The sequence below is a fragment of the Kordia periserrulae genome (genome assembly GCF_003054265.1).
In the GTDB taxonomy this organism is placed as follows: domain Bacteria; phylum Bacteroidota; class Bacteroidia; order Flavobacteriales; family Flavobacteriaceae; genus Kordia; species Kordia periserrulae.
Map to the genome: position 1 here is coordinate 235,313 of NZ_QBKT01000002.1, position 24,416 is coordinate 259,728.

The 24,416-nt window shown below is 36.0% G+C and carries 19 protein-coding genes and 1 pseudogene; 13 read left to right on the forward strand and 7 right to left on the reverse strand.

Annotated elements, in window-relative coordinates; all coding sequences use genetic code 11:
- The first annotated feature begins 159 nt into the window (after positions 1-159).
- Positions 160-2,097, forward strand: a complete 1,938-nt coding sequence (locus tag C8N46_RS05120) for a vWA domain-containing protein (RefSeq protein ID WP_108113801.1) — start codon at positions 160-162, stop codon at positions 2,095-2,097.
- Positions 2,098-2,835: 738 nt separating this feature from the next.
- Here C8N46_RS05120 and C8N46_RS05125 read toward each other — a convergent pair.
- Complete coding sequence (locus C8N46_RS05125; RefSeq protein ID WP_108113802.1) at positions 2,836-4,464, reverse strand: acyl-CoA carboxylase subunit beta; 1,629 nt, start codon at positions 4,462-4,464, stop codon at positions 2,836-2,838.
- 176 nt (positions 4,465-4,640) lie between these two features.
- Here C8N46_RS05125 and C8N46_RS05130 point away from each other — a divergent pair, with 176 nt between their 5' ends.
- The 6 genes from C8N46_RS05130 (at position 4,641) to C8N46_RS05155 (ending at position 10,277) form a co-directional block, all read left to right on the forward strand.
- Entirely contained in the window at positions 4,641-5,180 is a 540-nt protein-coding gene (locus tag C8N46_RS05130; protein WP_108113803.1) for an NADPH-dependent FMN reductase, read from the forward strand.
- A gap of 47 nt (positions 5,181-5,227) precedes the next feature.
- Positions 5,228-5,656, forward strand: a complete 429-nt coding sequence (locus C8N46_RS05135) for a (4Fe-4S)-binding protein (protein WP_108113804.1) — start codon at positions 5,228-5,230, stop codon at positions 5,654-5,656.
- A gap of 182 nt (positions 5,657-5,838) precedes the next feature.
- Positions 5,839-6,279 (forward strand): MarR family winged helix-turn-helix transcriptional regulator, encoded by a 441-nt coding sequence (locus C8N46_RS05140; protein WP_108114125.1) that lies wholly within the window; start codon positions 5,839-5,841, stop codon positions 6,277-6,279.
- 60 nt (positions 6,280-6,339) lie between these two features.
- Positions 6,340-7,197: a pirin family protein gene (locus C8N46_RS05145; protein ID WP_108113805.1), complete on the forward strand. Its 858-nt coding sequence runs from the start codon at positions 6,340-6,342 to the stop codon at positions 7,195-7,197.
- 138 nt (positions 7,198-7,335) lie between these two features.
- On the forward strand, positions 7,336-8,052 hold the full coding sequence (locus C8N46_RS05150) for a pirin family protein (protein ID WP_108113806.1): 717 nt from the start codon (positions 7,336-7,338) through the stop codon (positions 8,050-8,052).
- Positions 8,053-8,252: 200 nt separating this feature from the next.
- Complete coding sequence (locus C8N46_RS05155) at positions 8,253-10,277, forward strand: NADPH-dependent 2,4-dienoyl-CoA reductase (protein WP_108113807.1); 2,025 nt, start codon at positions 8,253-8,255, stop codon at positions 10,275-10,277.
- 254 nt (positions 10,278-10,531) lie between these two features.
- Here C8N46_RS05155 and C8N46_RS05160 read toward each other — a convergent pair whose 3' ends face one another.
- Positions 10,532-11,422 (reverse strand): TraB/GumN family protein, encoded by an 891-nt coding sequence (locus C8N46_RS05160; protein ID WP_108113808.1) that lies wholly within the window; start codon positions 11,420-11,422, stop codon positions 10,532-10,534.
- A gap of 266 nt (positions 11,423-11,688) precedes the next feature.
- Between C8N46_RS05160 and C8N46_RS05165 the strand changes: the two genes are divergently transcribed.
- From C8N46_RS05165 to C8N46_RS05180, 4 genes are all read left to right on the forward strand, one after another.
- Positions 11,689-11,871 carry a CAL67264 family membrane protein gene (locus tag C8N46_RS05165; protein ID WP_108113809.1) on the forward strand — a complete coding sequence of 61 codons (183 nt, stop codon included), beginning with the start codon at positions 11,689-11,691 and terminating at the stop codon, positions 11,869-11,871.
- Between the two features lie 231 nt (positions 11,872-12,102).
- Positions 12,103-12,633, forward strand: coding sequence for an RNA polymerase sigma factor (locus tag C8N46_RS05170; protein ID WP_108113810.1), 531 nt, complete (start codon positions 12,103-12,105; stop codon positions 12,631-12,633).
- Entirely contained in the window at positions 12,633-13,451 is an 819-nt protein-coding gene (locus C8N46_RS05175; protein ID WP_108113811.1) for an anti-sigma factor, read from the forward strand. Before C8N46_RS05170 ends, C8N46_RS05175 begins: the two co-directional genes overlap by 1 nt.
- Positions 13,452-13,771: 320 nt before the next feature.
- Positions 13,772-14,284, forward strand: a complete 513-nt coding sequence (locus tag C8N46_RS05180) for a hypothetical protein (RefSeq protein WP_146169736.1) — start codon at positions 13,772-13,774, stop codon at positions 14,282-14,284.
- Positions 14,285-14,371: 87 nt separating this feature from the next.
- On the opposite strand, the gene C8N46_RS05185 is transcribed toward C8N46_RS05180, so the two are convergent.
- Together C8N46_RS05185 and C8N46_RS21040 are read right to left on the reverse strand one after the other, a co-directional pair.
- Complete coding sequence (locus C8N46_RS05185; protein ID WP_108113813.1) at positions 14,372-15,667, reverse strand: tetratricopeptide repeat protein; 1,296 nt, start codon at positions 15,665-15,667, stop codon at positions 14,372-14,374.
- A gap of 125 nt (positions 15,668-15,792) precedes the next feature.
- Positions 15,793-17,031, reverse strand: a pseudogene (locus C8N46_RS21040) (DUF4331 family protein).
- Between the two features lie 427 nt (positions 17,032-17,458).
- Between C8N46_RS21040 and ettA the strand changes: the two are divergent.
- Complete coding sequence (ettA, locus tag C8N46_RS05200) at positions 17,459-19,150, forward strand: energy-dependent translational throttle protein EttA (protein WP_108113816.1); 1,692 nt, start codon at positions 17,459-17,461, stop codon at positions 19,148-19,150.
- A 132-nt stretch (positions 19,151-19,282) separates the two neighbouring features.
- Here the strand turns inward: ettA and C8N46_RS20115 are convergent, their stop codons facing one another.
- A complete protein-coding gene (locus C8N46_RS20115) occupies positions 19,283-20,362 on the reverse strand; it encodes a hypothetical protein (protein ID WP_146169737.1) in 1,080 nt (359 codons plus the stop codon).
- Positions 20,363-20,562: 200 nt separating this feature from the next.
- Positions 20,563-20,976, reverse strand: coding sequence for a VOC family protein (locus tag C8N46_RS05215; protein ID WP_108114126.1), 414 nt, complete (start codon positions 20,974-20,976; stop codon positions 20,563-20,565).
- A 199-nt stretch (positions 20,977-21,175) separates the two neighbouring features.
- On the opposite strand from C8N46_RS05215, the gene C8N46_RS05220 reads away from it, so the two are divergent.
- Positions 21,176-23,377, forward strand: a complete 2,202-nt coding sequence (locus tag C8N46_RS05220; protein WP_158269082.1) for a response regulator — start codon at positions 21,176-21,178, stop codon at positions 23,375-23,377.
- Here C8N46_RS05220 and C8N46_RS05225 read toward each other — a convergent pair.
- Positions 23,370-23,927: a TVP38/TMEM64 family protein gene (locus tag C8N46_RS05225; RefSeq protein WP_108113820.1), complete on the reverse strand. Its 558-nt coding sequence runs from the start codon at positions 23,925-23,927 to the stop codon at positions 23,370-23,372. The genes C8N46_RS05220 and C8N46_RS05225 overlap by 8 nt on opposite strands.
- Positions 23,928-24,416: the final 489 nt, after the last annotated feature.

The following is a 24,416-nucleotide window of genomic DNA, read 5'->3' on the forward strand; positions in this document are numbered from 1 at the left end:
GAGTTATCTTTTATCAACTACAAATTAACAAAGAACGAATAACAAAAAACACCCAACACCCAAAAAACACCTTCCCTAATTCAAACGACCGTTTCGCTCAATTCCCATTTTTTATCATGAGTGTCATCCGTAGTTTCGTTTAAAACTTTAAAACGATACATGATGAAAAAACTCTTTACACTCTGCATATTTTTGATGATTAGTCAAGTTTGGGCACAAAAAATAGAAGTCAGTGGACAAATTACAGACGAATCTGGGCAACCGTTGCCAGGCGCTGCTGTTCAACTAAAAACGACCACAAAGGGCGTTACTGCCAATTTTGATGGAAAGTATACAATTCAAGCACAATTAGGTGAGATTCTAATATTTTCTTATGTCGGATTTGCCACACAAGAAGTTGTAGTTACACAAAAAGTTTTAAATGTGACTTTACAACAAGGTAAAGAATTAGAAGAAGTAATGATTGTAGCGTATGGCAACGCGAAAAACTCCACTAAAGTCTCTTCATCAGTGGCTACAGTTACTGCTGAAAGTATTGAGCAAGTTCCTGTAAATTCACTAGATCAAGTTTTGAGTGGTGCTGCTAGTGGTGTTACATTAAATGGTTATAATGGACAGGGACAAACGATTACGATTAGAGGAAGAAGTTCAGTATCTGGGAATATGGGTTATCACAATCCGCAATATCAAGCTACCAACGAATCCTACAAAGAAATCAACGAAAATACCTTTAAAAGAGCAGCGTTAACTCCATTGTCTACATTTTCTATTGATGTCGATAAAGCTTCGTATAGTAATGTGCGTAGAATGATAAATAACGGAATGGAAGTTCCTGCGGATGCGGTTAAAATTGAAGAAATGATTAACTATTTTGACTATCAATACGATCAACCGAAAGACAGGCATCCATTGGCAATTCACACGGAAGTGGGCGTAACACCGTGGAACAAAGACACAAAATTAGTCAAAATTGCATTGCAAGGAAAAGAAATTCCTTTAGAGAAAATTCCGCCATCAAACTTCACATTCTTAATTGATGTTTCAGGCTCGATGTCGTCACAAAATAAATTGCCATTGTTAAAAGCTGCCTTTAAATTAATGGTTGAAAAAATGCGAAACGAAGATAAAGTTGCCATCGTAGTCTACGCTGGCGCGGCAGGAATGGTGTTAGAGCCAACTTCGGGCGACAATAAAGAAAAAATCTTAAAGGCATTGAACAATTTGCAAGCAGGCGGCTCTACGGCTGGCGGTGCAGGTATTGAATTGGCGTATAAAATTGCTTCGGAAAACTTTATCAAAGACGGCAACAATCGCGTGATTTTGGCAACGGATGGCGATTTTAATGTGGGAAGAACAAGCCGAAGCGACATGGAAACACTGATTGAAAACAAACGTGAATCTGGCGTGTATTTGTCGGTTTTAGGTTTTGGAATGGGAAATTATAAAGATGACCGTTTGGAATTGTTGGCAGATAAAGGAAACGGAAATCACGCGTATATTGATACGATGCAAGAAGCCTACAAAATTTTCGGAAAAGAGTTTGGAGGAACATTATATACGATTGCGAAAGATGTAAAATTGCAATTAGAATTCAACCCAAATACAGTGCAAGCCTATCGTTTGATTGGTTATGAAAACCGATTGCTGAACGATGAAGATTTTAAAGATGACACCAAAGATGCGGGAGAATTGGGCGCAGGACATACAGTGACAGCTTTGTATGAAATCATTCCTGTTGGTGTAGATTCAAAGTACTTGAAAGATGTTGATGATTTAAAATATACAAATACAGGTACTCCGAAAATACATAGCTCCAATGAATTATTGACGGTAAAAATTCGCTACAAAAAGCCAAACAAAAATAAAAGTATTGAGTTAAAAGAGATCGTTGAAAGTAAAGTATCCAAAACAAATTCAGATGATTTCAACTTTACGGCTGCGGTTGCGTTGTTCGGAATGCAGTTGCGAAATTCTCAATTTCACAACAATTCCAAACTAGAAGATGTAGTTGCATTGGCAGAATCGGGTAGAGGTGAAGATGCAAACGGTTACAGAGCAGAATTCATTCGGTTGGTAAAATCGACTTCTACTAAATAGGTGCGCGACTTTACTCACTAAAACGACACGTTTACTCAATCTAAGTTTTAAAAAGCAGTAATTGTAGGTACTTTTAATAGAGAATTAACGAAAGGTTGGTTGTTTAGTTGTTTATGAAAAACCTAGTAAAATTCTGATTTATTAGGTTTTTCTTTTTCTGTTAAAAAAATCATAAAAAAATAAAAGAATGGCATAGAGTTTGTGATTTAGTAAAAAGCGAATCTTTGCTTTCAGAAAGAAATAAAGATTAGGTTATTTTAGGTTTTTTAGGGAGAAAAGGTCTGGTAATTAGTTTACTAGGCCTTTTCTTATTGTTGGATAGTTATGAGTTATTTCAAAGAAAATTTAGCGGTTTTTGAGATTGTTTTGCAATCAAAAACCATTTAGAGAAGCTTTTTTGAAATGTTGGGTGTTGGATTTTGAATGTTGAATTGAGTTGTTTCAAAGAAAACTTTGCTGTTTTTGAGATTGTTTTGCAATCAAAAACCATTTAGAGAAGCTTTTTTTGAAATGTTGCATGTTGGATTTTGAATGTTGAATTGAGATGTTTCAAAGAAAATTTAGCGGTTTTCGAGATTATTTTGCCATCAAAAACCATTTAGAGAAGCTTCTTTTTGAAATGTTGCATGTTGGATTTTGAATGTTGAATTGAAAAGTTTCAAAGAAACGCCAAAACACAAACAACGAAAAACAAAAAGCGAAGCGCCCTAAAACCTAACACCTAAAACCCAACACCTATCAAACCTGAATCACGCCCAAATTAAACGGTTTCTCAATCGGTGCCTGATTCGCTGCTTCAATTCCCATGGAAATCCAAGTACGTGTTTCTAACGGATTGATAATCGCATCGGTCCATAAGCGAGCCGCCGCATAATACGGAGAAATCTGTCGATCGTACCGCGATTTAATTTTATTAAATAATTCTTCTTCTTTCTCTTTCGTGATTTTTTCACCTTGTTTTTTCAGTGAAGCCGTTTCAATCTGTAACAATACTTTTGCTGCCGAATTTCCACTCATCACCGCCAATTCAGCACTTGGCCAAGCAGCAATCAATCGCGGATCGTATGCTTTTCCACACATGGCGTAATTTCCGGCTCCATACGAGTTTCCGATGACAATCGTAAACTTCGGAACCACACTATTACTCACCGCATTTACCATTTTGGCACCATCTTTAATAATACCACCATGCTCCGATTTGCTTCCTACCATAAATCCGGTTACATCTTGTAAAAACACCAACGGAATCTTCTTTTGGTTGCAATTTGCGATAAATCGTGTGGCTTTATCTGCAGAATCTGAATAAATTACACCGCCAAACTGCATTTCACCTTTTTTATTTTTCACCAACTTTCGTTGATTCGCCACAATGCCAACGGCCCAACCGTCAATGCGCGCGTATGCGGTAATAATACTTTGTCCGTAGCCTTCTTTATATTCATCAAACTCAGAATTATCTACCAAACGCTTAATGATTTCTTTCATATCATACTGTTCGTGACGTGCTTTTGGCAGAATTCCAAAAATTTCCTCTGGATTCTCTTTCGGTTTCGCTGCTTCAACACGATTAAAACCTGTAGGTGTATAATCGCCAATCTTACTTACAATATTTTGAATCGTGGTCAACGCATCTTTATCATCTTTCGATTTATAATCGGTTACGCCAGAAATTTCACAGTGTGTTGTAGCACCACCAAGTGTCTCATTATCAATACTTTCACCAATCGCCGCTTTTACCAAATAACTTCCTGCCAAGAAAATACTTCCTGTTTTATCAACAATCAACGCTTCATCACTCATAATTGGTAAATACGCGCCACCAGCTACGCAACTTCCCATTACAGCAGCAATTTGGGTAATTCCCATGCTACTCATTACCGCATTATTTCTAAAAATTCGTCCAAAATGTTCCTTATCGGGAAAAATCTCATCTTGCATTGGCAAATACACACCGGCACTATCTACTAAATAAATAATAGGCAATCTATTTTCAATAGAAATCTCCTGCGCTCTCAGATTCTTCTTTGCAGTAATCGGAAACCACGCACCAGCTTTCACGGTAGCATCATTAGCCACCACAATACATTGCTTTCCTTTAATATAGCCAATCTTCACAACCACGCCACCAGAAGGGCAGCCACCGTGTTCTTCGTACATGCCTTCCCCAACAAACGCACCAATTTCAATAGCGGGCTTCTTATCATCAAGTAAAAAATCAATACGCTCGCGCGCGGTCATTTTGCCTTTACTATGATGTTTTTCAATACGTTTCTGTCCGCCGCCCAAAGCAACTTTGGCAAGGCGTTGACGTAATTCAGAAGCTAAAAGTTTGTTGTGATCTTCGTTCTTATTGAAGTTGATGTCCATGGTTGTTTAATTTTCAGTTGCTAAAATACGAAACATATATTGCTATTAAAAGCAGCAAACTTTGAAAGTTTTCTTAAAAAAATATTAAATTAGTTACATGGAAATATTTTCCTTGGAAAATAAAAATATTATACCTACATTTGTAAAGAATTTAAAAACTAGCAAAACAAAAACACATGAAAACAATAGTAGCCTTTGCGGGAAGTGACAGTAAAACATCTATAAACAAACAATTAGCAACCTATGCAGCGAGTTTAGTGAAAGATGTTGAAGTAAATATTTTAGACTTGAACGATTACGATTTACCGCTATACGGAATTGATAGAGAACAAGAACACGGCATTCCAGAAGATGCACACAAATTCCTAAAAACTATGCAAGCAGCAGACGGAATCGTACTATCATTAGCAGAACATAATGGCGTATATGCAACAGTATTTAAAAATCTTTTTGATTGGATGTCACGTATTGACGGAAAACTTTGGGCAGACATTCCAATGCTATTAATGGCAACCTCTCCAGGAGTTCGCGGTGGCGGAACGGTGTTGGATATTGCTGTGGGAAGATTTCCTTTTATGGGCGGAAATATCGTAGGTGCGTTTTCACTTCCAAGTTTCAATGATAACTTCAAATCGGGTAAAATTGTAGATGAAACACTGCAAGAAAAGTTAGAAGAAGAAGTGAAAAAGTTACAAGAAGCCATTCACAAAGCTTAGGCTAATTTCGTATCTTTAAGCATCAGAAACCACTAAAAACAGTCATCATGGGAGAAAAAGAAATCATCAAAGAATACAGTAACCAAGATATTACAGTGGTTTGGAAACCCAAAACATGTACACATTCCAAAAACTGTTGGAAAGGATTGTTACAAGTATTCAATCCGCAAAACAGACCTTGGATTAACATGGATGGTGCTAGTACGGAACGTATCAAAAAACAAATAGCAGCCTGTCCTTCGGGAGCGTTATCGTACCGAAGTAACAAAGAGGGCGACCAAGAAGCGTTGGCACTAGAAACCAAAGTAGAAGCCTTAGAAAATGGACCGCTATTGGTATATGGTACATTAAACATCACCAATTCTGACGGAACCAAAGAAAAGCGAAACAAAACCACTGCTTTTTGCAGATGCGGCGCTTCTCAAAATAAACCTTTTTGTGACGGCGCACATACAGATGTCGGTTTTGAAGGATAATTGTTGGATTCTTGGTTTTGGGTGTTGGGTCTTAGGTGTTGGAACTATGATTTAGGATTTGCCATTTGAAAAGAGAATCGTCAAAACGACGAATTGATAAAAAACAAATTGACGAAGAGTCAAGAGCCAAGACAAATCAACAAACAACGAATAACGAAGAACAAAAAACAAAAAAACAAACAATGGGCGATATTGCGAAAGATATACAATCATCATTTCCATCAGAAAGAGTGAAAGCCTTTATAAATATCAAATACACGGCAAACTGGATCAACAGTCAGGAAAACGAATTTTTCAAGCCATTCGGTATTTCTCCGCAACAATTCAACATACTCCGAATTTTAAAAGGAGCTGGAGAAGCAATCAAAGTGCAACAAATCAAAGACCGCATGATTGAAAGAGCGCCGAATGCCACAAGATTGATGGACAAGCTATGCGCAAAGGATTTAATAGAGCGCATTCCTTGTCCAACCGACAGAAGAGTTGTTCACATCGCAATTACCGATGACGGACAAAAACTACTATCTACCATTGCGGAAAGTATGCCAAACAACGATTGGTTAGGTAAACTTACGGAAGAAGAAGCTTCACAACTAAGCAATCTTTTGGATAAAATCCGCTAAAAAAAAATTTAATCAAATATTTTCCATGGAAAATAAATAAAAGAAAGGAAATTAGAAATCATGAAAACCTTAAAAAGCATCGCATATAAAGGAAAAAGTGACTTTGTAAACATGGGCGGAAATTTAATTCGCCAACCATTACCAACACAAACGCTCGACCAAGTAGATCCATTTTTGCTGTTGCATCATTACAAATACGATGTCGGACCGTACAGTCCAGGCCTATCTTTATCGCCGCATCCACATCGCGGATTTGAGCCTGTAACATTTCTCATCAAAGGAGAGCAATTGCATAGAGATTCACTTGGAAACGAAGGCAGTTTAAGTGCTGGCGATGTACAATGGATGACGGCAGGAAGCGGAATTGTACACGATGAAGGACCAACAAAAGATTTTGTCGGAACCATGGAAGGAATCCAATTATGGGTAAATCTTCCAAGCAAATTCAAAATGGCAACGCCAAAATACCAAGACATAAAATCTGAAAACATTCCAACAATTACTGTTGAAAATGGTAAAGGAAGCATAAAAGTTGTGGCAGGTGAACTTAACGGACAAAAAGGAGCAGCAAGTACTTTTACAGAAGTTAATGCATTCATTGTCAAATTGGAAGTGGAAGATGCAACAACGATTGATATTCCAAAACATCATGAAACGTTGGTGTATCTGTTAGAAGGGGAAACACAGATTAACGAGGAGCAAACACTCAAATTAGGACAAATACAACTCCTAACATTTCACAAAGATGGTGACGCAATTACGCTTGAAGCCAACAAAAATAGTACACTCTTAGTGCTTTCTGGTGAACCGATACAAGAAAAAGTCGCTTCGTGGGGACCGTATGTCATGAACACCCAAACCGAAATCATGGAAGCCATGCGCGACTATCAACAGGGAAAAATGGGGCATTTGTATTAGGTTCTAGGTATTGGGTTTTAGGTGTTAGTAAGAAACAAATTGACAAAAAGCAAAGAGCCAAGAGTCTAGAATCTAGAGTCTAGAGCCAAGACAAATCAACAAAAAACAGACAACAAAGAACAAACAACACAAAAAAAAATGAAAACAATACTTCACAAAGCAGATTCACGAGGAAAAGCAGATCACGGATGGTTGAAAAGTTATCATAGTTTCAGTTTCGCAAATTTTTACGATCCTAACAAAATGGGATTTGGACAATTACGCGTCTTAAATGATGATATAGTACAACCAAAAATGGGCTTTGGCACACATCCGCACCAAAACATGGAAATCATTTCCATTCCATTAAGCGGTGCCTTATCTCACAAAGATAGTATGGACAACAAACGCGCCATCACAGTAGGAGAAGTACAAGTCATGTCTGCCGGAACAGGCTTGCAACATTCCGAATTTAACGATAGCAAAACCGATGAGGTCAATTTTTTGCAATTGTGGATTCAACCCAAAGAATTGGGCGTAACACCGCGTTATGAGCAAAAACAATTTGACCAAAGTAAGCAAAACAATCAATTTCAAACTGTAGTTGCTCCCAAAGACAATATAGTAGAAGAAGCACTTTGGATTCACCAAGATGCGTACATTTCATTAGGAAACTTTGATGCTTCACAAACAGTAGCATTCCAACTGAAAAATGCAGCGCACGGAATCTACGTATTTGTACTAGAAGGCGAAATTGCAATTGGAGACCAAATACTTTCTCAAAAAGACGCCTTAGGTATTTGGGAAACGGAAAATGTTGCAATAGATATCAAAGAAGATGCTAAAATTTTAATCGTGGAAGTTCCGATGAATTAAAATCTTAGTCCAAAACCAAATATATAAAAGGTTGTTTGAAGAGAAAAAAAGCTTTTCAAACAACCTTTTTTAATTCCAATTCAACTCAAATCTGAAAAAATAGTTATCTTGCAAACTATTATGCGCGCATAGTAAAATTAAGCTATTCTTTTTGGCAGAATTGTACTATCTTTAAACCACTACAAAAACCAACTGTTTACATGAAATACAAGCATATTTTTCAGCCGTTAGATTTAGGATTTACAACCCTTAAAAACCGCGTGTTAATGGGTTCTATGCACACAGGTTTAGAAGAAGAAAAGAACGGATTTGAACGCATGGCGGCTTTTTATGGAGAACGTGCAAAAGGTGGCGTAGGATTAATTGTTACAGGAGGAATGGCACCGAGTGTGCGTGGGTGGCTTGCGCCTTTTGGAGCGCGTATGAGCACAAAAAAGCACGCCAAAAAGCATCAAGTTATTACGGAAGCTGTGCATAAAAATGGCGGAAAAATATGCATGCAAATTCTTCATGCAGGTCGTTATGGATATCATCCGTTGAATGTAGCTCCGTCCGCAATCAAATCGCCAATTACACCGTTTAAACCAAAAAAACTAAGCAGTAATGGCGTGAAGCGAACAATTCAAAGTTTTGCAAAATCGGCTTCGCTAGCTAAAGTTGCTGGGTATGATGGTGTAGAAATTATGGGTTCAGAAGGTTATTTGATCAATCAATTTATTGTGGAACGAACGAATCAACGAACGGATGAATGGGGCGGAAATTATGCCAATCGTATGAAATTTGCGGTAGAAATCATCAAAGCCGTTCGAGAAGCCGTTGGAGAAGAATTCATCATCATTTATCGCTTGTCCATGCTCGATTTGGTTGAAAAAGGAAGCAGTTGGGAAGAAATTGTACAACTTGGAAAAGCCATAGAAAAAGCAGGAGCGAACATCATCAACACAGGAATTGGCTGGCATGAAGCGCGAATTCCTACGATTGCGACTTCAGTACCAAGAGCCGCATTTACGTGGATTACAGAGCGAATGAAGCAGGAAGTGAACATTCCATTAATCACATCCAACCGAATTAATATGCCAAGTGTGGCTGAAAAAGTATTGGCAGACGGTCACGCAGATATGATTTCGATGGCACGTCCGTTTTTAGCAGATGCTGATTGGGTAAACAAAGCTGCGGAAGAAAAGGAAGACGAAATTAATACGTGTATTGCTTGTAATCAAGCATGTTTGGATCATATTTTCAACAAAAAAGTAGCAAGTTGTTTGGTGAATCCAAGAGCATGTCATGAAACAGAATTTGATTATTCACTAGCAAGCATCAAAAAGAAATTAGCAGTAATTGGTGCTGGACCCGCAGGATTAGCAGCAGCAACCATTGCAGCGCAGCGCGGACATGATGTTACGTTGTATGATGATAATAGTGAAGTTGGGGGACAGTTTAATATTGCAAAACAAATTCCTGGAAAGGAAGAATTTTACGAAACCATTCGCTATTTCAAGAAGCAAATAGAATTGCATAAGGTAAAGGTGAAATTAAACAAACGCGTTACCGCAGACGAATTACTTCAAGAGGATTTTGAGGAAATCATTCTAGCAACGGGCATCAAACCGAGAACGCCAAAAATAGATGGCATTGAACACGAAAAAGTACTAAGCTATATTGATGTTTTAAAACACAAAAAACCTGTTGGAAAGCGTGTTGCCGTGATTGGTGCAGGCGGAATTGGTTTTGATGTATCTGAATATTTATCACACGAAGGTGAATCTACCTCACAGAATATTGATGCGTGGTTGACCGAATGGGGAATTGATAAAACTCTAGAAGCACGCGGCGGAATTGAAAACATGAAGCCTAAATTTCACGGTTCGCCGAGAGAAATCTTTATGTTCAAACGCAGCAAAGGAAAATTTGGTGGAAACTTAGGAAAAACCACAGGCTGGATTCATAGAACGAATTTAAAAAAGAAAAAAGTCAACTTCATAGGCGAAGTGCAATACAATAAAATTGACGACCAAGGATTGCATTACACACAAAACAACGAAACCAAAGTACTGGAAGTAGATAATGTAATCATTTGTGCAGGACAAACACCGTTAAAAGAACTATTAGAGCCACTACAAGCCAAAGGAATGACGGTGCACGTAATCGGAGGCGCTGATATCGCAGCAGAACTAGATGCCAAACGCGCCATAGACCAAGGAAGTCGATTGGCAGCGAAGCTATAGAGGTGCTAGTTTTTTGTTGTCTGTTTTTTGTTTTTCGAAGTTTCTAAGAATAATTCAGCATCAATAGGAGAAAAATAGAAAATGTAAAACCGCAAAATGTAAAATATAAAAATAATTTTGCTAACAGCTAACAGCTAACAGCTAACAGCTAACAGCTAACAGCTAACAGCTAACAGCTAACAGCTAACAGCTAACAGCCACCAATAAACGAATAACAAAAAACAAAAAACAATCTAAAACCAAACACCCAACACCTAGTAAACAGGCTCCACCGTATATCCTTGTTTTCTCAACAAATTAATCACGCCTTGTTCGCCAGGTAAATGTAGTGCGCCAACTCCTATAAATGCTGGTGCTTCTTTGGCAATTTTTTCAATCAGTGGAATCCAGTTTCGGTTGCGCTGATCGACCAAACTTTCTTGAAAATCAGCTTCCAAACCTTGTTCTGTCATGACATTTAACAAACCTTCCAAATCTTCCGCATTGTAATATTTCGTCATTTTTTCAAAGCTTTTACGACTTTCATCCATGCCTGTATTTGCCATTTCTACCAATGATTTCAATTGCTCGTCATACGGAATTTGATCAAATACGTTCATTTGGTCTTCAATTGTTTCCAATCCAATTACTGCTTCATTTTGTTCTTTGGCAATTTTCATAAACTCCGTTTCATACGCCGTTCCGTTGTCACAAACTGCCATTTTTGATGTCAAAGTCGCCGTAATGGCAAAAGGTTTCATCGTGTTAAACATTTTTAAATCCACACCAACTTGCTCCTTAAAAAAATCGGACAAGGTTTTATAATCGTCTTCATTCATCATGCCTTGAATGGTTTTTCCTTTTTCCATAAAAATAAGCTTCATCATATCGGCTTGCAACTTTGGATTGGTCATGTCAATTTCCAATACCAAACGTTCTGTTTCGTCAAAGGCTTTGCGCAGTTTATCTGTGTAAGTATAATCGCAGGTTAAGTGAATTGTTCCGTATAAATAGGAAGGTTTTTCAATACCGTTTCCAGAAATTTTCCAAAGTAATGAGTTTTCTAATTTTGAGCTTTTGTTGCTAGTTGCTACAGATTTACTAGAATTGCAGCCAATGAGTAGTATAAATACGATGAGTATACTTAGGGAAAATTTTATTTTCATAATAGGATTTTAAAATGATGCTAATTTTTGGCTAAATATACTAAAAATATGTGCGTACTTTTTTGAAACTTTTTAGAACAATTTTGTGGATTGACAGGATAAATTTTTAGTTTTTGGATTAAAATTCGATATTTGCAATTCACCAAAGCGCAAAGGATTGAGGTATTTGTTGAAGCTCCTCGCAGAGAGCGACTACCGAAAGCCTGACTTTTATAGTTGCTGAGGCACTCGAAGCAATTGTAAAAGATGCGCCAAAATAATAAACTATGGGAATGAACAAAAATACAGTATTAGCTTGGGCGACATTTATTATGATTATTGTTGGAATAGGGCTCATTATTTTAGGCATCATAAAATATGAAGATGTTGCAGCCATTGGATTTGCTGCAGTGGGCGTTGGTTTTTTTGCCATCGCGTGGGTTTTTAACGCATTAAAAGGTAGAGTATAATACTGAATACTGTTACTAAAAATAGAGCTTCCATACTGGAAGCTTTTTTTATACAAAAGTTTATATTTTGAGTGAAAAATTGTAGCTTTACCAAGAATCGAAATTTTAGTATTCTAAATAAATATTCTCAAGTACATTAAATATTCTTGAGCATTGCTATTCGATTCATCCCAAATTTGTTGAACTCACTTCGGTGAAAAAGCTTTTCTTAGTAAGAGCAATACTAAATACATGGAGTTAGAAACACTCATTGACCAATTTCAAAAAAAAGATGCCAAAGCCTTTGAAGCGTTATATCAAATGTATAACGATAGTATTTTTGGTGTCATCAATACCATTGTGAAGAATGATGATATTGCCACCGAGATCATGCAAGATGTTTTTATAAAAGCCTGGAACAAAGCAGATAGCTATGCTGCTAAAAAAGGGCGTTTCTTTACGTGGTTGCTCAATATTGCGCGAAATGCAGCGATTGATAAAACCCGTTCCAAGTCATTTAAAAACGCGCAACAAAACCAAGACATCGATTTTTTCGTACATAGTATTGAAGGCAATGATCAATTGGATCAAAAAGTCAATGCCATAGGTATTAAAAAGTACGTTGGCAAGTTGGCAGAAAAATGCAAACAAATCATTGATTTTCTCTATTTTAAAGGATATACGCAAAAAGAAGCTTCAGAAGAGCTCGATATTCCTTTAGGAACTGTAAAAACAAGAAACAGAAACTGTATTGGTGAACTTAGAAAAGCCTTGGAAGTATAATGGATAGTAAAGAATACATAGCATCTGGAATTTTGGAACTGTATGTTGCAGGCGCACTTTCTGAAAAAGAAAATGAGGAAGTGTACGCAATGATGCAACAGTATCCAGAAGTAAAGCAAGAAGTGCTTTCCATTGAAGCTGCCGTTGTCAACTTGACAGCAGCAACCGCAAACAAAGATACTTCTAGTAAATTTGACACGATTAAGCAACGATTAGGACTTTCAAATACTGCTTCAGATGCAGACGAAACTCCTGTGATTCCGCTGCAGCCTAAGAAATCTATATTCCGTTACGCAGGTTGGGCAGCAGCCATTGTATTTGCAACCGGTTTGTTGTACACGGCAGTGTTGTATAACGATTTAGAATCTGAAATAGAAGTTGTGCGTGCTGAACGAGAAGACTTGAAAAAACAAATTTATGAAGCAAATAGCGACTTAACAGCCGCAAACGATTTGTTAGATGCACTGCGAATCAAAGATATCATTACGGTTCCGTTAGGTGGACAGCAAGTTTCTCCAGAATCGTATGCCAAAGTATACTGGGATAAAAAATCGAATAGTATTTACTTAGATTTACAAGGACTGCCTGAGCCGCCTCCAGGAAAAGTATATCAAGTTTGGTCGCTGAAATTAAATCCACTGACGCCGACAAGTTTAGGTGTGATTGAAGATTTTGCAGGTGATAAAGACAAAGTATTTGATTTACAAAACGCAAACGAATCCGAAGCCTTTGGAATTACCTTAGAACCAGCAGGTGGAAGCGAATCGCCAACGTTAGAACAATTGTACACGCTTGGTGTTGTGGCTTCGAATCCATAACATAAAATAAACATTTAAAATAATACATCTTCAATTTGTAGCAGTGCATTCGTACGACTACAGATTGAAGATTTTTTTTGGTATGTTTATTGAAAAGATTCTTTTAAAAATAGCATCAACCAATCATTATAATGAAAGTACAGAAATATTGTTTTATAGGAATATGTGTATTCTTTTTTATAAAATGCTCACAAAAAGAAACAAATAGCAACCCTTGTGCAAACGAAATCAGTTTATTCTCCACTTCCGATACTCTCAAAAACATAACAATTGACTATCAATTAAAGGGAAAAAACTTTGCAAATTCGATAGATGAAAAATTGGAAAAGCTTGTATGTGGGGCATTGACCAATTTCGGATTGATCTTAGAAAACCAAGAAGTCATCAAAGTTCAATATCGAAAAAAATGTCAAGACGGAATCGGAATGATAAGTTGTTATAAAGAACAGTTTAGTATAAAAGCGTTGCTCAACGAAAAAGGGAGTGTTTTATTTGCATACGAATCTATTCCTATTGATTCTATAAAATATTGGATACGTGATAATTTCTGGGATGACGGAACATATTATTACGACAAAACTTCAGTGCAATGGGAAACAGAAACACCAAAGGATAGCATAGAAAAAGTATTATCTACAATCAAAGATGGGTATCTTCTAATTTACGAAAAGCTGTCTCAGAAGCTGTTTGCTAAAAAAGTTTGTGAATTACAACCGGCAGAAATGCAGCAACTGAAAGAACAATTGTCATTTACAATACAATTAAATATGGAATATAAAATTCCGCCACCGCCACCGCCACCGCCAATTCCAGCAGCTTCTGTCTATAAATAAAAAAAAGACACTCCAAAAATGAAGTGTCCTTTCAATAAAAACCAATCGCCTAACAAAAAGTTAGCTTTTCAATAATTAACCAACTACTTATAATCGTTGTATTTTTTGTGTCATCACAGGGCCAAGTTCAAAACTGCTTTCTAGTAATTCAGTCTTGATGTCTTTGATTTCCGCCGCTTTTCCATTCGCTTTTAAAATTTCAGCAATATGGTACTGCGCTACTGGCTCAAAGGTTTTGTCAATTACATGTTGTTCTGCAATTTCTAGTGCTTTTTCAGAATTTCCATGCAGGTGATATGTCCAAGCGAGTAAATCGTACGCTTGTGCTGTTGGACGATGTTGCACTTCTAATTTTGCCAATTCGAGTGCTTTTTCTGTATTGTTCAATTCTTCTGAAAGAATCGTGATGGCATACGCATTATACATGACACCGTAGTTTTCATCTTCAATAGCACGCATAAATGCTTGAATATTCTTTTCTTTTTCAGCAGTTTCTCCCATCTGTTCGGCAATTTCTGACTTTAGCAAATAATAATCAGGCGCTTTGTGTTGCGACATTATAGAATTTAAAATTCGCAAGGCTTCTTCAGGATTGTTCTCGTGAGAAAAAACTATCCACGCAATTCCTTTTTTGGCATACGCATCGTTCGCGTCAATTTCCAAGGCTTTTACGTAATGTTCGTACGAATCTTGAATTCTTCCGGCGTGACCGTAAAAGTCAGCCAAATTTGTATATGACCATTGCTTTAGCGAAGCATTATTGGCATCTTCAGCTTTGTGCATTGCCTTTTCCATCATTTTAATGGCAGCCATCAATTTTCCTTCATGGTCGTACCATTTTGACAATCGAATCATGGCATCAAAACTGTTTTCGTTTTTAAAAATAGAAAGATACTTTTCCGCTTCTTCTGTATTTCCAAGTTCTAAATGCACATCAAACAACATTTTTTGCGTTGCTTGAAGATTCTCGCCCAATACTTCCGCTTTTTTCAATAAAGACAGGGCTTCTTGAAAGCGATGTTGCGAGATATAATTTCTAGCCAAACTACGAATATGTCCGGCATACTGATAATTTGTCCGCTCATTTAAAAGTTCCAAATGCTTGGCAGCTTCTACCAAATGAGAAACATCGCCTGTTGCTGAGAACAATTGAGAATGCGCACTTGAAACTTTTGCATGATACGGAAATTGATTTGGGGATTTTTCTAATTTTTGTGTCCAAAATGTAAATTCTTCTTGTGCTGTAGTCGCTGCTGTGTTTTCTGCGATTTCCAAGTATGAATTATACGTTTCGGCATTTGTAATATTTTTTGATGGAGTTGAAGTACAGCTTATCAAAAGCAGTCCGACTCCGAGTAATTGATATGTGATTGATTTTTTCATTGGTTTTTATATTTTGAATGAATCCTAAATTGAAAGCTGAAAAGAGAGCATTTAGCTGATCGTAAACTAAATAAAAACAAAAAACTATTTGCGCTAAATGCTCCTTTACTGCAATTCAGCTTAGATTACCATGGTGAGGCTAAGTATGGAAAAGAGGACAAAAAAGGCTTGTCGTTGGCGTCAACGTGATCATCAGAAAGATTTGGGTTTTCTGTGAAGTCTTCGCCTCCAAAAATTAATAGTAATTCCACAGTAATTACATCGTCTGCTAGTGCGCGACCAGTCAATACGTTTGTTCCGTCATAAAATGTCGTAGTTCCGTCTAGTGAAACATTCAATACGTCTGTTGCAAGCAATCCTGTAAATGTTGCGGCATCTAATCCCAACGCATTTTGGTCACCTGGATTTGCATAGGCTGGACTCAACGCGGTTAAATTTGTTTGAAACATGCTTTGAAAAGCTGCGTTTTGTTGTGAGGGAATTGTAGTATTAAAAGCATCTTTACTTGCCGAGCCTACAAAAACTGTATTCACCGCAGGTCTTCCCATTTGGTCTTGCTGTGCGAATGTTCCAGAGAAATCTGGTGTAGTATCAATGACGATTGTATTATCGTCGGAAGAGCAACTTGTCATGGTAAACAAGCCTAAAAGTGCTATTCCAAATATATATTGTATAGTTTTCATGTGTATGTGTTTTTTGTGATTGTAGATTGATTATTGTTTTCCTTTGGCTTCTGCCCAAACATTGATAGTGCCAGTATTACCAATTTGCGATTTTGGTACTTCCACTACAATAGATAAGACATTCGTTCCAGCAAACGTGTCGGTTCCAGGGTCGTTAAAACCTGTAGCATTTCCTGCGATGATTTCTCCATATTGTGCAAAATCCATAAAGAAAGGATCGTCTCTCGGTCCCGCAAAAAACTGCATTCCGTTGTTGGTAGCCGTAATTGCGTTTTGTCCATAAGAAGTGATCTCAACAGAAGATTGTATTCCTGAAGTTTCTATCACGCTATTCAATCCTGAATTGCTTGGTGAAATAGGTCCGAAAAAATACATTCGGTCACCTCGTGGAATTGCTTGGATGACCAAGTCTTCTACATTATCACCTGAAGTGTCAATGTTAATTTCAATTAATGTGTTTTCATCAAAAGCAGCATTTCCAGTAGCACTAGGACTTAATAATCCTTGTGTATTCACTACAAATGCTATTGAATTTCCGCTTTCTCCTTGAAAGGCGTAAAAATCAGTAATATCAGAAGATGTTCCTTGTACTGCTGGCGCGTCAATATGATCGGCTGCAATTAAAAAGAAACTTCCAACCAGTACAATACTGATTCCTAAAATGGTTGTTATTCGTTTCATAATTTTTAAGATTTAATTAGATTTTTATTGTCTTACACTTTTATATACGAGAACAATTGCGAGGCGGTTTTTAAAAAGGATAAAGTTTTTTTAAATAAATTTGATAATTCATTGAAAAATAAGGTTATTTTATTGTAATTCAGTTAGTTATGTTTTGTAATTTTTTTTTAAAAAAGTGAAATTATTTTCAGTAAAGCCTAAAAGAGATGGAGGTTTTTGTAAAATCAACTAGAAGTTTCAGAAAAAAAAATAGCCAACAGAAAATGTCGGATTGTTTTCCTACGGATTAAAAAGCTGCAAAATTTGCACGATAAAGCAATCTTTACATCATTCAATTTTTTAATCTTTCAATCCAAAAATATACGTGCGAATGCTACGACAATTGTGTATATTTGTCACAAAGCAAATAACCAACAAAGTATATAGTATGTCAGACGATAAGAAAGTAATCTTTTCCATGAATAGGGTTTCCAAAACCTATCAAGGCACTAACAAACAAGTTTTAAAAGATATCTACCTCAGTTTTTTCTACGGCGCTAAAATCGGTATTCTCGGTTTGAATGGTTCGGGGAAATCTACCTTATTAAAAATCATTGCAGGAGTTGAAAAAAATTACCAAGGTGAAGTTACCTTTTCGCCAGGCTATCATGTGGGATATTTGGAACAAGAGCCGCAATTAGACGAAGAAAAAACGGTATTAGATGTAGTGAAAGAAGGTGTTGCAGAAACGGTTGCCATATTAGACGAATACAATAAAATCAACGATATGTTTGGTTTGGAAGAAGTGTATTCGGATGCTGATAAAATGGACAAGCTCATGGCGCGTCAAGCGGAATTGCAAGACCAAATCGATGCCAGCAACGCTTGGGAATTGGATACCAAACTAGAAATCGCCATGGATGCCTTGCGTACGCCAGAACCAGACAAAAAAATCGGAGTATTGTCTGGTGGAGAACGTCGTCGTGTAGCCTTATGTCGTTTACTTTTACAAGAACCAGAAATTTTACTTTTGGATGAGCCTACCAACCACTTGGATGCGGAATCAGTACATTGGTTAGAGCATCACTTAGCACAATACAAAGGAACGGTAATTGCCGTAACGCACGATAGATATTTCTTGGATAACGTGGCAGGCTGGATTTTAGAACTAGATAGAGGAGAAGGCATTCCGTGGAAAGGAAACTATTCTTCTTGGTTGGATCAAAAAGCGAAACGTTTGGCACAAGAAAGCAAAACCGCTTCCAAACGTCAAAAAACCTTAGAACGAGAGCTAGAGTGGGTGCGACAAGGTGCCAAAGGGCGTCAAACCAAGCAAAAAGCACGTTTAAAGAATTATGATAAATTATTAAATCAAGATCAAAAACAAACGGAAGAAAAACTGGAAATCTACATTCCAAATGGTCCGCGACTCGGTACAAACGTGATTGAAGCCAAAGGAGTTTCCAAAGCGTATGGCGACAAATTATTGTATGAAGATTTAAACTTCAACTTACCACAAGCAGGAATAGTGGGCATTATTGGACCAAACGGAGCTGGTAAAACCACCATTTTCCGAATGATTATGGGCGAAGAAACTCCCGATAAAGGAACATTTACAGTGGGTGATACAGCAAAACTCGCGTATGTAGACCAATCGCACTCCAATATTGACCCTGAAAAATCGATTTGGGCAAACTTTTCCGATGAACAGGAATTGATTATGATGGGCGGAAAGCAAGTAAATTCGAGAGCCTATTTAAGTCGTTTTAACTTTTCAGGAAGTGAGCAAAACAAAAAAGTCAGCGCGCTTTCGGGTGGAGAACGCAACCGACTGCATTTAGCCATGACGCTCAAAGAAGAAGGAAACGTATTGTTACTCGATGAGCCTACAAACGATTTGGACGTAAACACCTTACGAGCGTTGGAAGAAGGGTTGGAAAACTTTGCAGGTTGTGCCGTAGTGATTTCGCACGACAGATGGTTTTTGGACAGAATTTGTACGCACATTTTAGCTTTTGAAGGTGATTCACAAGTATATTTCTTTGAAGGAAGCTTCTCTGATTATGAAGAAAACAAAAAGAAACGCTTAGGTGGCGATTTGATGCCGAAGCGTATTAAATATAAGAAGTTGATTCGTTAGACTTCGACTTGGCTCAGTCTACCGACATTGTAATTCCTGCTTTTATGCTGAACTTGTTGAAGTAAAGGCAAGAATCTATTCAAATAATACTAAGAATTCTAAAACCCTTGCAATTTGTGAGGGTTTAGATTTTTAGAAATCATATTTTTTTAGTAGTCTGTTATGTTTCATTTCCTCAAGTAATTTATTAATCTTTATAGAATCAAATTTTTTTGAGATACTATCAAATTTTGGTACGTGCTTATGTAAGATTGAATCTTTATCATTTTTTAAGATGTTCATTCTATTTTTAAATTTTAATCGCTTTCTTATCATTCTAGTATTTATATTATTTAAATCATGTAAAGAATACTTTTTTTTGTCATTTATTATTTCTTCAAAATTTTTAAACGAATTAGTAGATACAAAAGATATAAAGTTTAATTTTTCTTTTGTATTGAACAATTTTTCTACTCTTTCTTTAGATTCTATAAATTCAGCATTATTATTTTTTTGATTTTTATTGTATGACTCACTATGAATATCATCAAGCTCTATTTTAAAATAATCTGTAACTCTTTCATTTAGAAAGTTTTTATAAGTTATTTTTATGTATAATTCCCTTTTAAAATTAGCTAATAAATTAAGTTTTTTTAATTTTTTATTAAATAAGCTTGTATATAATAAAAATCGTTGTTCTTGTGTTGCTAAGTAAGTAGAATCATTATGATAAGTTGCGTGTTTAATATCAAAATCCCTAAGTCTTACCAGAAAATCATCTTGTTTACTAGAGTATGAAATATTCCCAAACTGATCTAATAGAAAATATTTCTCAATTTTTGGTTCTTTCTTCTTTTTAAAAACTTCTTCTCCTGTGTAAGATCTTTGATTAGTTTTTATTATTAAAAAATTTAAGGTAGAAACATCAATATTCCTAACAATACTATTATTTTTATTTTTGATTATAATTTCAATATTGTCTTGAATTCCATTATCATTTGAACTCCAAGTGTTTTTATAGACTTGAAATTCAGGATGATTCTTCGTGTATTCAATAAGTGCTTGTCTTTCATTTAATTGATAAGAATTATAGCTAACAACTAAAGCCATCGTAGAAAGTAATATAGAAGCTATAGCAGTAAACCATATATCATTACGCCTTAAAAAAGCTGTAATTTTATTTTCTTTCTGTTGATTGTGTTTGAATATTGTATTCTTAGTCTTTTTCTTCATGTACTTAATTAGTAGAAAATTAAGAAATAAGTTACAACTATAAATGAATTTGCAATTTTTTTTGAAAAGAATATTATTAATTTTCATGTCTTGCCTACTAAAAAACTATTGTAACCAATCACTCACAATTAAATCTAGAGTTAAATGTACTTTGGGTTGTTTGCAATTGTTTCACTTAGTGGTATAGGTTATCTCTGTAATTACTTCGAAAACACTTCACTTTCATCAGAAAACGCTTTAAATTCTAGTGGGTTTCCACTAAAATCAAACACAAACATGGTTCGTTGTTCGCCCGGTTTTCCAGCGTAGCGAATTTGCGGTTTTACGACAAATTCAATAGCATTCTTTTCAAATGTTTGCTGTAAGGTTTCAAACTGTGCTATCGTTAACAAACAACCAAAATGCGGAATGGGAACGTTGATGCCGTCTACTTTGCCACAATAATCAAGTGCGGGAATGTCATCACTTACATGTCCTGTGAGCTGATGTCCGAAAAAATCAAAATCTATCCAGTTTTCTGTGGAGCGACCTTCGGTACAACCCAACATTTCTACATAAAACTTTCGTGTCGACACAATATCTTTCACTTTAAAGGCATAATGAAAAGCATTCATAAACGTTTTTTTAATTAAGAGTATATTTTTTGATAATACTTGGAAAGATACAATCATTTTGACAATTGTAATTGTCACAACAAATCAAAAACGTAAAAAAATAAGACAGTAGTAGTTTGTTTCTCTATAAAGATTCTTTTTGAAAGTATTTTACTATCTTATTTTTTCGTATTTTGGGATGTTTTTAAAATTCAAATCTTTGAAAAACGTACTACTAACCACTACCATTTTGTTTTTGCTGATGATTCTTCCTACGCAAGCCCAAGATTTGCAAGAAGAACAAATCCGTGATAGCATCAAAAAGTATCTAAATATCGCATCCAACACCTACTTTAACTACCAATACAATAAAACAATAGAAGCGACCAATAGAGGAATTGATTTTGCAAATCAAATTCAAGACAATTACTATCTCGCTACCATGTATAACGAATTGGGCTTGTCTTACGACGGAATTTCTGAATTTTTAAAATCGAAGGAAAGTTATTTGGAATCTATCAACTATGTTAAAAAGGTTGATAACGATACGCTCAAAAGTTGGATTTACAATAATATTGGGAATTTATATTCAGAAGGTTTTAAAAAGACCGATTCAGCCATCATGTACTACAAAAAGTCATTGGAATATGCTGAAAAACTCAAAGATACTTTCGAAATTTTAACGCCTATTTTAAATATTGGCTGGACGTATGTAGATCAAGGAGATTACGATATTGCGTTTCCGTATTTGCAAAAGTCAGAGCAAATGATTTATACAAAACACGGTGATAAATCTGCCAAAGCGCAGATTAACTTCTTGTTAGGACGCTATCACACTTCTAAAAATAATTTAGCAAAAGCAGAAGTATATTTCAAAAGTGCTCTGGAATTTGCGAAAGAAGATAAATTGCTTGAGGAACTGACTGAAATTTATGAGGAATACGCTCTTTTAGCCGAAAAACAAGGAAAAGATAAGTTGGCTTTTAAACTATTAGAAACGCACTTAAAACTCAAAGATTCTTTGTTAAATACTGCAAAAGTCAAAGAAAATCAAATTGCCATGGCACGCTTTGCGGTTGACGATTATAAGAAAGATTTAAACCGTGTAAAAGAAGAGCAAAAAACACAAGAAACCATCATGAAAAAATCGCAACAAATCTCGTATGTGTTGATGATTGCTGGTTTTATCTTGATTTTGCTGTTGATTAATATGTTTAAAAATTACAAGTTTAGAACCAAAGCGTTGGATAAACTTCGTTCAAAGAATAAGCAATTACGTGAAGCCAAAGAAGAAGCAGAAGCGCAGGCAAACATGAAAGCGCAATTCTTTTCAACGGTCAGTCACGAGCTGCGTACACCGTTGTACGGCGTAGTAGGTTTGACGTCGTTACTTTCGGAAGATTTTCCCAATTTGAAAGAAAATGAAAACTTTAAATCGCTCAAATTTTCAAGTACCTATTTGCTGTCGCTTATCAATAATGTGTTGCAAATCAATAAAATAGAATCACAAGGCATCAAATTAGAAAGCATTCCATTCCATGTGCGAAACTTGGTGCACGAAGTGGTGAATTCGTTCAGTTTTGCAGCGAGTCAAAACCAAAACAAAGTACATCAAGAAATCGATTCAAAAATTCCAGAAATCTTATTGGGCGATTCTGTGCGATTGTCGCAAATATTGATGAATCTTATCGGGAACGCTGTTAAATTTACCGAAAAAGGAAACATTTGGATTCGATTGACTTCAGAAGAAAAACAAGGTAAAAAGCATACCATCAAATTCAGTATTCAAGACGATGGCATTGGAATTCCGCAAGAAAAACAAGTGTCGGTGTTTGATAAATTTGTCCAATTGCGCCCTATAGAAAAAAACTATCAAGGAACGGGTTTGGGACTTTCCATTGTAAAACGATTATTATTACTGTTTGATAGTGATATTACGCTCAAAAGTGAAGAAGATAACGGAACTGAATTTTCATTTTCAATCACCTTTGAAGAAAGTGATAAAGCGTCTATAAAAGATGCTGTGATACCTACGAAATCAATCAATGCTATTGAAAAGCGTATTTTAATTGTGGATGATAATAAAATTAATAGAGTTGTTACCAAACGAATTTTGCAAAACAAAGGCTATCAATGCGACGTTGCCGAAGACGGATTGGATGCGATTGATATATTGAAAGTGAATACCTACGATTTAATTTTGATGGACATCAACATGCCGCGAATTGACGGAATAGAAACCACGAAGCATATTCGAGAAAATGATAAAAGAACACCAATTATTGCGCTAACAGCAGTAGAAGAAGACCAAGTACGCGACCGAATTTTTGAAGCAGGCATGAACGACTTTATCATCAAACCGTACGATTTGGCTGAATTTCATCAAATCATTCTAAAAAATTTATACGTAACAACTAAATAAAGTACGCACTTCCGTAGATGTACACACTGCACAAAATAAGCTCACCAATAAAAATACTCATTCCGAAAATAATAGGATTAATGCGCATCGCACCTGCTACATAACAAATTAAATCTGTAGGAACAAACGGGAAAAATGCCCAAAAAATAATAAACAACGGACCGTATTGTCCTGAAAGTTTTTCTTTGACCAAATTAGAAGCTTTCGTGTTTTTATCAAAAAGTTTGGCAAAACCGAGTTTGTCTGCAAAATAATAGACAATCATAGAAGAAATTACAATTCCCACAACGGAAATCAGCAATACTAAAAATAAATTATTCGGAAATAAATACACACCTGCAAAAATAAGTACGGTACTTGGTAGCATCACAAATCCACGAATAATGTGAAACAAAAAGAAAATCGCCCAGCCATAATTGCCATACGATTGAATACTTGTCACTATATTTTCTCGGGAAAATGTATCGGGAAAGAGGATATTATACAGAATAAAACCTACAATCAGAACCATCCAAAAACGTCGTAAAAACGTACTATACCGCTCTTTCATTAATTAAATTTTCAATTCAAATACAAGACGCCAAAGCTACACAATTGTTACGCAATTGAAAGATTAAATGATGAAATGATTGAAAATTTTTATCCTCCACAGCAACAATTTTGAGTAAGAAATATGTCTAAACATCTAAGAATCTATGAGCAAAGCAGTCTAAAACGCTAACAGCGAAAGCGAATCTAAAAAATTTGCATCATAAAGATATCTCGAGAGCTACGCTCGGTATCTACGATAATGCTCGATATGACAATCAGAAAATAATCTGATTTCTAAAAAGCGAAAGCAATCTAACAGCGAAGCAGTCTAAACCTCTAACAGCGAAAGCGAATCTAAAAAATCTGTATTTCAAAGATGTCTCGAGAGCTACGCTCGGTATCTACGATAATGCTCGATATGACAATCAGAAAATAATCTGATTTCTAAAAAGCGAAAGCATTCTAAAAAAGTCTAACATTCTAACAGCAAAGCAGTCTAAAACGCTAA

Bases quoted from the DNA above. Each gene is read 5' to 3' on its own strand.
- ettA (WP_108113816.1), top strand. From the start codon at position 17,459: ATGTCAGACGATAAGAAAGTAATCTTTTCCATGAATAGGGTTTCCAAA.
- C8N46_RS05125 (WP_108113802.1), bottom strand. From the start codon at position 4,464: ATGGACATCAACTTCAATAAGAACGAAGATCACAACAAACTTTTAGCT.
- C8N46_RS05170 (WP_108113810.1), top strand. From the start codon at position 12,103: ATGGAGTTAGAAACACTCATTGACCAATTTCAAAAAAAAGATGCCAAA.
- C8N46_RS05175 (WP_108113811.1), top strand. From the start codon at position 12,633: ATGGATAGTAAAGAATACATAGCATCTGGAATTTTGGAACTGTATGTT.
- C8N46_RS05155 (WP_108113807.1), top strand. From the start codon at position 8,253: ATGAAATACAAGCATATTTTTCAGCCGTTAGATTTAGGATTTACAACC.
- C8N46_RS05135 (WP_108113804.1), top strand. From the start codon at position 5,228: ATGGGAGAAAAAGAAATCATCAAAGAATACAGTAACCAAGATATTACA.
- C8N46_RS05185 (WP_108113813.1), bottom strand. From the start codon at position 15,667: ATGAAAAAATCAATCACATATCAATTACTCGGAGTCGGACTGCTTTTG.
- C8N46_RS05120 (WP_108113801.1), top strand. From the start codon at position 160: ATGATGAAAAAACTCTTTACACTCTGCATATTTTTGATGATTAGTCAA.
- C8N46_RS05130 (WP_108113803.1), top strand. From the start codon at position 4,641: ATGAAAACAATAGTAGCCTTTGCGGGAAGTGACAGTAAAACATCTATA.
- C8N46_RS05215 (WP_108114126.1), bottom strand. From the start codon at position 20,976: ATGAATGCTTTTCATTATGCCTTTAAAGTGAAAGATATTGTGTCGACA.
- C8N46_RS05165 (WP_108113809.1), top strand. From the start codon at position 11,689: ATGGGAATGAACAAAAATACAGTATTAGCTTGGGCGACATTTATTATG.
- C8N46_RS20115 (WP_146169737.1), bottom strand. From the start codon at position 20,362: ATGAAGAAAAAGACTAAGAATACAATATTCAAACACAATCAACAGAAA.
- C8N46_RS05150 (WP_108113806.1), top strand. From the start codon at position 7,336: ATGAAAACAATACTTCACAAAGCAGATTCACGAGGAAAAGCAGATCAC.
- C8N46_RS05140 (WP_108114125.1), top strand. From the start codon at position 5,839: ATGGGCGATATTGCGAAAGATATACAATCATCATTTCCATCAGAAAGA.
- C8N46_RS05145 (WP_108113805.1), top strand. From the start codon at position 6,340: ATGAAAACCTTAAAAAGCATCGCATATAAAGGAAAAAGTGACTTTGTA.
- C8N46_RS05160 (WP_108113808.1), bottom strand. From the start codon at position 11,422: ATGAAAATAAAATTTTCCCTAAGTATACTCATCGTATTTATACTACTC.
- C8N46_RS05225 (WP_108113820.1), bottom strand. From the start codon at position 23,927: ATGAAAGAGCGGTATAGTACGTTTTTACGACGTTTTTGGATGGTTCTG.